The 7,712-nt window shown below is 76.7% G+C and carries 6 protein-coding genes and 2 tRNA genes; 4 read left to right on the top strand and 4 right to left on the bottom strand.

The genetic code is table 11. The features are described from left to right. Positions 1 to 37 precede the first annotated feature (37 nt). Positions 38 to 1,732, top strand: a complete 1,695-nt coding sequence (locus ACSNN9_RS17755) for a sensor histidine kinase (protein WP_436674445.1) — start codon at positions 38 to 40, stop codon at positions 1,730 to 1,732. A 10-nt stretch (positions 1,733 to 1,742) separates the two neighbouring features. Here the strand turns inward: ACSNN9_RS17755 and ACSNN9_RS17750 are convergent, their stop codons facing one another. Continuing rightward, positions 1,743 to 2,381 (bottom strand): response regulator transcription factor, encoded by a 639-nt coding sequence (locus ACSNN9_RS17750; RefSeq protein WP_357876132.1) that lies wholly within the window; start codon positions 2,379 to 2,381, stop codon positions 1,743 to 1,745. Positions 2,382 to 2,649: 268 nt separating this feature from the next. Here ACSNN9_RS17750 and ACSNN9_RS17745 point away from each other — a divergent pair, with 268 nt between their 5' ends. Then, positions 2,650 to 3,624: an Acg family FMN-binding oxidoreductase gene (locus tag ACSNN9_RS17745; protein WP_436674442.1), complete on the top strand. Its 975-nt coding sequence runs from the start codon at positions 2,650 to 2,652 to the stop codon at positions 3,622 to 3,624. Positions 3,625 to 3,658: 34 nt separating this feature from the next. Here the strand turns inward: ACSNN9_RS17745 and ACSNN9_RS17740 are convergent, their stop codons facing one another. The 3 genes from ACSNN9_RS17740 to ACSNN9_RS17730 all read right to left on the bottom strand — a co-directional run bounded on the left by ACSNN9_RS17740 (position 3,659) and on the right by ACSNN9_RS17730 (position 5,063). Continuing rightward, positions 3,659 to 4,669 (bottom strand): NAD-dependent epimerase/dehydratase family protein, encoded by a 1,011-nt coding sequence (locus ACSNN9_RS17740; RefSeq protein ID WP_436674441.1) that lies wholly within the window; start codon positions 4,667 to 4,669, stop codon positions 3,659 to 3,661. Positions 4,670 to 4,866: 197 nt separating this feature from the next. Next, a tRNA-Val gene (locus tag ACSNN9_RS17735) sits at positions 4,867 to 4,941 on the bottom strand. A gap of 49 nt (positions 4,942 to 4,990) precedes the next feature. Beyond that, positions 4,991 to 5,063: transfer RNA gene (locus ACSNN9_RS17730), tRNA-Gly, on the bottom strand. A gap of 164 nt (positions 5,064 to 5,227) precedes the next feature. Here ACSNN9_RS17730 and ACSNN9_RS17725 point away from each other — a divergent pair. Beyond that, positions 5,228 to 5,467, top strand: coding sequence for a DUF6458 family protein (locus tag ACSNN9_RS17725; RefSeq protein ID WP_436674440.1), 240 nt, complete (start codon positions 5,228 to 5,230; stop codon positions 5,465 to 5,467). A 273-nt stretch (positions 5,468 to 5,740) separates the two neighbouring features. Further along, a complete protein-coding gene (locus ACSNN9_RS17720) occupies positions 5,741 to 7,381 on the top strand; it encodes a helix-turn-helix domain-containing protein (protein WP_436674438.1) in 1,641 nt (546 codons plus the stop codon). Positions 7,382 to 7,712: the final 331 nt, after the last annotated feature.

The following is a 7,712-nucleotide window of genomic DNA, read 5'->3' as shown; positions in this document are numbered from 1 at the left end:
CCCCGCCAGCACCCCGAACCCCCGCCCCGACGCGCACATGACCCCCTCGCTGGGGCTCAGCCCGCTGTCCCGGGTGCGGCTCGACGAGCTGCTCCAGGAGATGCTGGACCGGGTGGGCGAGGTGGTGACCAGCCGGGAGCGGCTGCGTGCCCTGCTCGACGCGGTGGTCGGCATCGGCACCGACCTGGACCTGCGCAGCACCCTGCAACGGATCGTGGAGTCGGCCTGCGAGCTGGTCGGCGCCCGCTACGGCGCGCTCGGCGTGATCGGCCACGACCGCCTGCTGCACGACTTCATCACCCACGGCATCGACGCGGAGCTGCACGCCAGGATCGGCGAACTGCCCCACGGGCGGGGCGTGCTCGGCCTGCTCATCGACGACCCGCGCCCGCTGCGGATGCCCGACATCACCCAGCACCCGAAGTCCTACGGGTTCCCGCCGCACCACCCGCCGATGCACAGCTTCCTCGGCGTGCCCGTGCGCATCCGCGACCACGTGTTCGGCAACCTGTACCTGGCCGAGAAGCAGGGCGGCGCGGAGTTCACCGAGGACGACGAGGAGATCGTCGTCGCGCTCGCCGCGGCGGCCGGCGTGGCGATCGAGAACGCCCGCCTCTACGCACTGGCCCACCGCCGGGAACGCTGGCTCGCGGCGACCGCCGAGATCACCGCCGTGCTGCTCGGCGAGGTGCGCCGCACCGACGCCCTGACGCTGGTGGCGCGGCGCGCCCGCGAGGTCGCCGAGGCGGAGGTCGCGCTGGTGCTGCTCTACGACCCCGACGCCGAGGAGTTCACCGTCGAGGTGGTGGACGGGGCCGACGAGCAGGCCGGCGCCCTCGTCGGCACCGCGCTGCCGGCGGCCGAGACGAGCTTCGCCGCCGCCGTCGTCGAGGGCCGGCACGACCACGTGGCGGACCTGGCCCACGCCGCGCCCTGGCCGGCGCTGCTGCGGACCGGCCCGGCGATGGTCGCGCCGCTGGCCACCGCCGACACCCTGCACGGGGTGCTGGTGATCGCGCACCGGCCCGACCGGGCGCCCGTCGCTAACGACGACGACATGGCCCTGCTGGGCAGCTTCGCCGGGCAGGCCGCGCTGGCCATGGAACGGGCCCGCGGGCAGGAGGAACGGGAACTGCTGGTGGTCCTGGAGGACCGCGAGCGCATCGCCCGGGACCTGCACGACGTGGTCATCCAACGGCTCTTCGCCACCGGCCTGCAGTTGCAGAGCGCCGCCCCGATGACGACGAAGCCGGAGGTCGCCAGGCGGGTCAACGCGGCGGTCGACGACCTGGACGCCACGATCAAGGACATCCGCCGCACCATCTTCGAGCTGCGCACCCCGATGAGCGCGGCGCTGCGCACCGAGATCCGGGAGGCGATCGAGGCGGCCGCCGAGTCACTCGGCTACCGGCCCCGCCTGGAGCTGACCGGGCCGATCGACAGCGCCGTCCCCGACGCGGTCCGCCCCGACCTCACCGCCGTGCTGCGGGAGGCGCTCTCCAACGCGGTACGGCACGCGCGGGCCGGCCGCGTGACGGTGGCGGTACGGGTCGACGCCGGCCAAGTGAGCGTGACCGTCACCGACGACGGGGTGGGCTGCGACCCGGCCGCCGCGCGCAGCGGCCTGGTCAACCTGCGCGAGCGCGCCGAGCGTCACGGCGGCGAGTTCGACGTACGCCGGGCCGAGCCCCGCGGCACCGAACTGCGCTGGTCGGTGCCCCTGCGGGACTGACCCGCACGCGTCAGTGGGACTTGCCGAGGAGTCGGGTGGCGAGGACGGCCGCCTGGGTGCGGCGCTCCAGGCCCAGCTTGGCCAGCACGCTGGAGACGTAGTTCTTCACCGTCTTCTCGGCCAGGAACATCTTCCCGGCGATCTCCCGGTTGGTGAGGCCCTCGGCCACGTACTCCAGGATCCGCCGCTCCTGCTCGGTGAGCGACTTCAGCTCGCGCGGCTGCTCGACGCCGCTGCGGATGCGCTCCAGCACCCGGGTGGTGATCGCCGGGTCGAGCAGCGACTGCCCGGCCGCCACCCGGCGCACCGCGTCGACCAGGTCGGTGCCGCGGATCTGCTTCAGCACGTAGCCGGACGCGCCGGCCATGATCGCCGCGAAGAGCGCCTCGTCGTCCTCGTACGAGGTGAGGATCAGGCCCTTGATCGAGGAGTCCACGGCCCGCACGTCCCGGCACACGTCGATGCCGTTGCCGTCGGGCAGCCGCGCGTCGAGGATCGCCACGTCCGGCCGCAGGGCCGGGATACGCCGGACCGCCTCCTGGGCGAGGCCGGACTCGCCGACCACCTCGATGTCCCCGCTGCTCTGCAGCAGGTCGGCCAGGCCACGGCGGACGACCTCGTGGTCGTCGAGCAGGAACACGCGGATCATCCCTCGTTTCTACCCGCTACGCACCGGTTTCCGCACGGGTCGAAGGTCCCGAACCGGCCGCACCCCGCGCCGCCCCGGCTCGCCGGCCAGCCGCAGCCGGTGGCGGGCGTCGGCCCGGGGCCGCCACGGGCCGAGGTCCGCACCCGCGACGGGGCCGGTCGGGCCCGCTGGGACGGGACGTCCGGCCCTGCCCGGGCCTCGGTCCGGTGACGCACCGTGGACATGCACCACTCGCCGGCGCACGACCTGCCACGGAAAGGGCACGACCATGGACACCGGTTTCACCGTCGAGCAGCTACGGGCCGCCGCCACCGACGCCGTACGCGCGCCGTCGCTGCACAACACCCAGCCGTGGCGGTTCCGCCTGCGCGACGGCGGCATCGAGGTGCGGGTCGACCCGAACCGCCGGCTGCCGGCCACCGACCCGAACGGCTGGGGGGTCCGGATCGCCTGCGGGGCGGCGCTGTTCAACCTGCGGCTCGCCCTGGCCGTGGCCGGCACCCCGGCGAAGGTCCGGCTGCGCCCCTGTCCGGCCGAGCCGGACGTGGTGGCCCGGCTGGTCCCGGACGTGCCGCGCCGCCCCACCCCCGCCGAGCAGGCCCTGCACGCGGCCATCCCCCGCCGGTTCAGCAACCGTGCGCCGTTCTGGCCCGACCCGGTGCCCGCCGACGCCCGCTGGCGCCTCGCCGAGGCGGCCCGCGCCGAGCAGTGCTGGCTGGAACTGCTGGTCGGCGTCAGCGCGGTGAACGCGTTCGCCGAGATCGCCCGCAGCGCCCACCGGGTGCTGGAGCGCAGCCCGGAGTACCGGGCCGAGCGCCAGGAGTGGGTACGCGCCACGTCCGCCCCGGACGGGATCCCGGCCGCGTCCGGCGGCCCGCAGGGCGAGCCACAGGACCTGCTGCCGTCCCGGGGCTTCGGCGGCCTGGACCGGGCCCCGGGGCGGGACTTCGAACCGGAGCCGCTGGTCGCGGTGCTCGGCTCGCCGGGCAACACGGCGACCGACCAGGTCGTCGCCGGGCAGGCGTTGCAGCGGGTGCTGCTGAGCGCGACGGACTCGGGGCTGGCGGTGTCGATGCTGTCCCAGCCGATCGAGGTGCCGTCGGCGCGGGAGCAGCTGCGGCTGTCGCTGGGGCGGTTCGGCACGCCGCAGATGGTGATGCGCGTCGGATTCGGCCAGCCGGGCTGGCCGACCCCGCGCCGCGAGGTGGACGAGGTGCTCGACCTGCCGGTCACCCGGTCCTGACCGGCCCCGGCCGGCGGTGCCTCGCCGGCCGGGGTCAGGCGCGCGCCGCGTCCGTCGCCGCGAGCAGCGCCGCCTCCCGGTCGGGGTCCAGTCCCACCGGGGCGCGCTGCGGGCGTCCCGCCCGTGGCGGGACCGTGCCGACCGCCCGCAGCCACGCCCAGGTGTCGGCGACCGTCTCGGCCACCGGGCGGCAGGTCAGCCCCGCCGCGTACGCCCGCTCGACGCCGCGCTCCTGCAACCAGCGGTACTCGTGCCCGGCCGGGATCCAGATCGGCAGGTCGTTCCACGGCACCACCCCGGCGGCCAGGATCGGCGCCGGGTCGGTCCAGCGCAGCCGGGCGTCGGCGCCGGTGGCCGCCACGCAGGCGTCGAGCAGCTCCCCCATCGTCGTGTGCCCGGGGCGGCTCACCACGTTGAACGTCCCGCCCGTGCGCGCCGCGCCCCGGTCCAGCATCCAGCCCGCCAGGTCCCGCACGTCGACGTACTGCACCGGCAGGTCGACCGGGCCCGGCGCCAACACGTCCCCGCCCCGGGCGATCCGCGCCAGCCACCAGGGCAGCCGGCCGATGTCCTCGCCCGGCCCGAGGATCAGCCCGGCCCGGGCGATCACCGCCCGCTCGCCGAACACCTCCCGCACGGCCCGCTCGCCGCCGGCCTTGTTGGCCGCGTAGTCGCCGTCGTCGGCGTCGGGCTCCGCGTCCACCACGGGGGCCTCCTCGCCCACCCCGGGGGCGGCGGGCGCCGCGTAGACCGAGCCGCTGGAGACGTAGACGTACCGGTCGACCCGGCCGTCCAGCGCGCGGGCGGCGTCCCGGGCCGCGCGGGGCGCGCCGTCCCAGGTGTCGACCACGAGGTCCCACTCGCCGTCCGCGAGCGCCGTCAGGCCGTCGGGCGCGGTCCGGTCACCCCGCAACCGGCGTACGCCCTCCGGCGTCGCACCGTGCAGCCCCCGGTTGAACACCGTCACCGACCAGCCGCGACGCACCCCCTCGGCGACCGTCGCGCCGCCCACGAATCCCGTCCCGCCCAGCACCAGCAGTCTCATGCGTGCCACTGTGCCGGCTCCGAGCGGCGGCCGGACCCCGTGTTCACGGTCAGCGGATCTGCCGACGGCAGAAGCGGACGTGCGGAACGGGTCTTCCGCGTGCTCGTGGTGGGTCGCCGCCCCGGACGGGGGCCGTCCGCCCACCGTCAGCCGGTGGCGTTCCCGCGCGCTGGGCGGGTGGGGCGGGTCCGAATACGTGGTGGGCGATACTGGGTTTGAACCAGTGACCTCTTCCGTGTCAAGGAAGCGCGCTCCCACTGCGCCAATCGCCCGGGGGTGACCGCCCGGTCCGGCAGGCCGGACCACGAGGGGCGGATCGCGAGCGGACGACGGGATTCGAACCCGCGACCCTCACCTTGGCAAGGTGATGCGCTACCAGCTGCGCTACGTCCGCGTGCCGCCGGTGTTCGTCGGCGACGGGGGAAACTCTACCCGACGGCAAGATCGCCCGGCACGCCGCCCCGCCGGCGGGTCGACCGGGTGATGATTGCGCTGGTCACGCACGGGGTACTGAGGTCCATCGACAGCACACCACATCCCCTGACCTAGGAGGCTGTCGTGGGTATCGGCACCAGCATCTTCCTGATCGCGCTCGGCGCGATCCTCACCTTCGCGCTCGACGCGAGCGTCGGCGGCATCAACCTCGACGTCGTCGGGTGGATCCTGATGGCCGCCGGCGTGCTCGGCCTCATCATGACCACGCTCATCTGGGGACGCCGCCGCCAGGTGGTCAGCACGACCGAGCCGGTCGAGTACCGGCGGGTCGAGGAGCGCCGGGACGTCGCCCCGCCGCTCTGACGCCGGTCCACGCGGCCGCCGGAGCTGGACGGTCGCGCGCACGCCGTGCCGTGCCGGCTGCCCCTCCTCGGGGTGGCCGGCACGTTGCGTCTCCGCCACCCGCACCACCGGCCCGGCGGCGGGTGCCCGAGCTCACCCCGGGATCGGCTCGCTGGCGACCGCCGCGACCGGGTAATAGCGTCTGCTGACATGCGGGCGGAGCCGGACGGGTCGCGGACGCGCGGACGGCCACCGTCGCGCTCGCGCCCCGAACGCGCCGAAGCCGTCGTCGCGATGACCCGGCTCGCCGCCGGCCCGGACCCCGTCCCGGCCGTCCTGGGCGAACTGGCCCGCCGGTCCGCCGCCACGGTCGCCCTGATCGGCGTCGACGGCACGGTCCTCAGCGTCCACCCGGGTCGACACCCGCTCGCCCCGGCCGTGCTGGCCGCCGCCGCCCGCGCCGTACCCGGCCTGCACGCGCGCGGCACCCCGGCGGCCGTGCGGGGCGGCGACGGAGCGCCGACGGTCCACCTCGTCGCACTCGGGGCGGCGGAGCCCGGGAACGGCGCGGACTGCGACCCCGACGGTGGGGCGGACCCACCACCGTGGCTCGCTGCCGTCGACCCGGCGGATCCGGTCCCGGGCGACCTGCTCGCCGACGCCGCGCGCCTGCTCGGGCTCTGCTGGCGGCTGGACCGCTCCGAGCGGGCCCGGCGCCGGGTGGCAGCCGGCGACGGCCGCGGCCGGGAGGCGGTGCTGCACCTGCTCATGGTCGGCGACGTGGCGCCGGCCCGGCGCGTCGCGGCGGCCTTGCGCCCCCACCTGCCGGACGTGGCCCGGGTGTGCGTCGTCGAGTGCGCCCCCGGCCGGCGCGGCGAGGCAGCCGGGCAGGTGACCCGCGTGCTGGGCGGGCGGGCCTGGGTGGTGCCCTGCCCGGTGCGCTCCCGGCACCTCATCGCGCTGGTGCCGGAACACGGCGCGGCGCCGGGCGGCCGTGGCTCCGGCGCGGAGACGGCGGGCCGGCTGATCAGCCGGCGGGTGCCGGACACCCGCGTCGGGGTCAGCGAGCCGGTCCCGCTGCACCGCACCGCGGTCGGCTACGAGCAGGCCTTCCACGCGCTCGCGGTGGCCCGCAGCCACCCGGACGGGCACTGCCGCTTCGACCGCCCGGCGGACCTGCGGTCCGCGCTGGGCCCCGCCGGGACCGACTGGGCCTCGGCCCTGCTGGCACCGTGCCTGTCGTACCGGCCGGCCCGACGCACCGACCCCGACGGGCCGGAACTGCTGGCCACGCTCGGCTCCTGGCTCGCCTTCGACGGCGCGGCCCACCGCCACCTGCGGATCCACCGCAACACCCTCGCGGCCCGGCTGGCGCTGCTGCGCGACCGCCTGGCCCTGGACCTGTCCCGGGTATCCGACCAGTCGGTCGCGTGGCTGGCCCTGCACCTGCTCGGCCCGGCCGCGCCCGGCGACGCCGCCGGCCCGGCCGGGGAGGTCGCGCCCGGCGACGGTGGCGACGCTGCCGGCCCGGCCGGGGCGGTAAACGATGGTGACGACGCCGGGCCGTCCGAGGGCAGCCCGCTCGGGGCGAGCGGCGGCGATCCGCGCGGCGGGGTGCCCGCCGGCGACGGGGACGGCCGGTGGCACGGCCTGGACCGGCTGCTGGCCGCCCCGGCGCTGCGCCTCTGGGCGCACGACCAGGTCGCGCCCCTGAGCGCCGACGGGACGACCGTGGGCCTGGCGACGGTACGCGCCTGGCTGCGCGCCGACGGCCGGCTCCCCGGCACCGCCAGCGCGCTCGGGATCTCGGTGTCCGCCGTACGCAAGCGGCTCAACCGGGCCGAGCAGGTCCTCGGACGAAGCCTGCTACGCGGGCCGAGCGCCCGGCACGAGCTCTGGCTCGCGCTGCGGGTCCTCGACGCCCCGCCGGGCTGAGGGTCCTCGCTCCGGCGGACCGGGTACGACGGCGGGCCGGGGTCGCTGTGCAGGCCGGCACCGCCGACGCCCTCGCTGTGCGGATCGGTCCTCGCCTCGACCCGCCGGGGCTTCCTACCGTGTGGATGCAGCCGGTACGGGACCCCGGCCGTCCACCGACCCACGTCCGGACGCGCGGCACGGGGAAGCACGTCCGACCGGTCGCTCCGGGGGGAGGTGCGGCCGCCCCGTCCACGCCGACGGTCGTGGGCGGGGCGGTCGTCGCCGGTGCCGTCGAACGGATCCTCGTCACCGTGGCCGCCGCTGTTCGTCACGGCGGCGGCGTGCCCGG

Source organism: Micromonospora sp. URMC 107, from assembly GCF_051386315.1.
Taxonomy (GTDB): domain Bacteria; phylum Actinomycetota; class Actinomycetes; order Mycobacteriales; family Micromonosporaceae; genus Micromonospora.
Note: the sequence above shows the minus strand (reverse complement) of the source record. Positions and strands in the feature narration are given on the sequence as shown.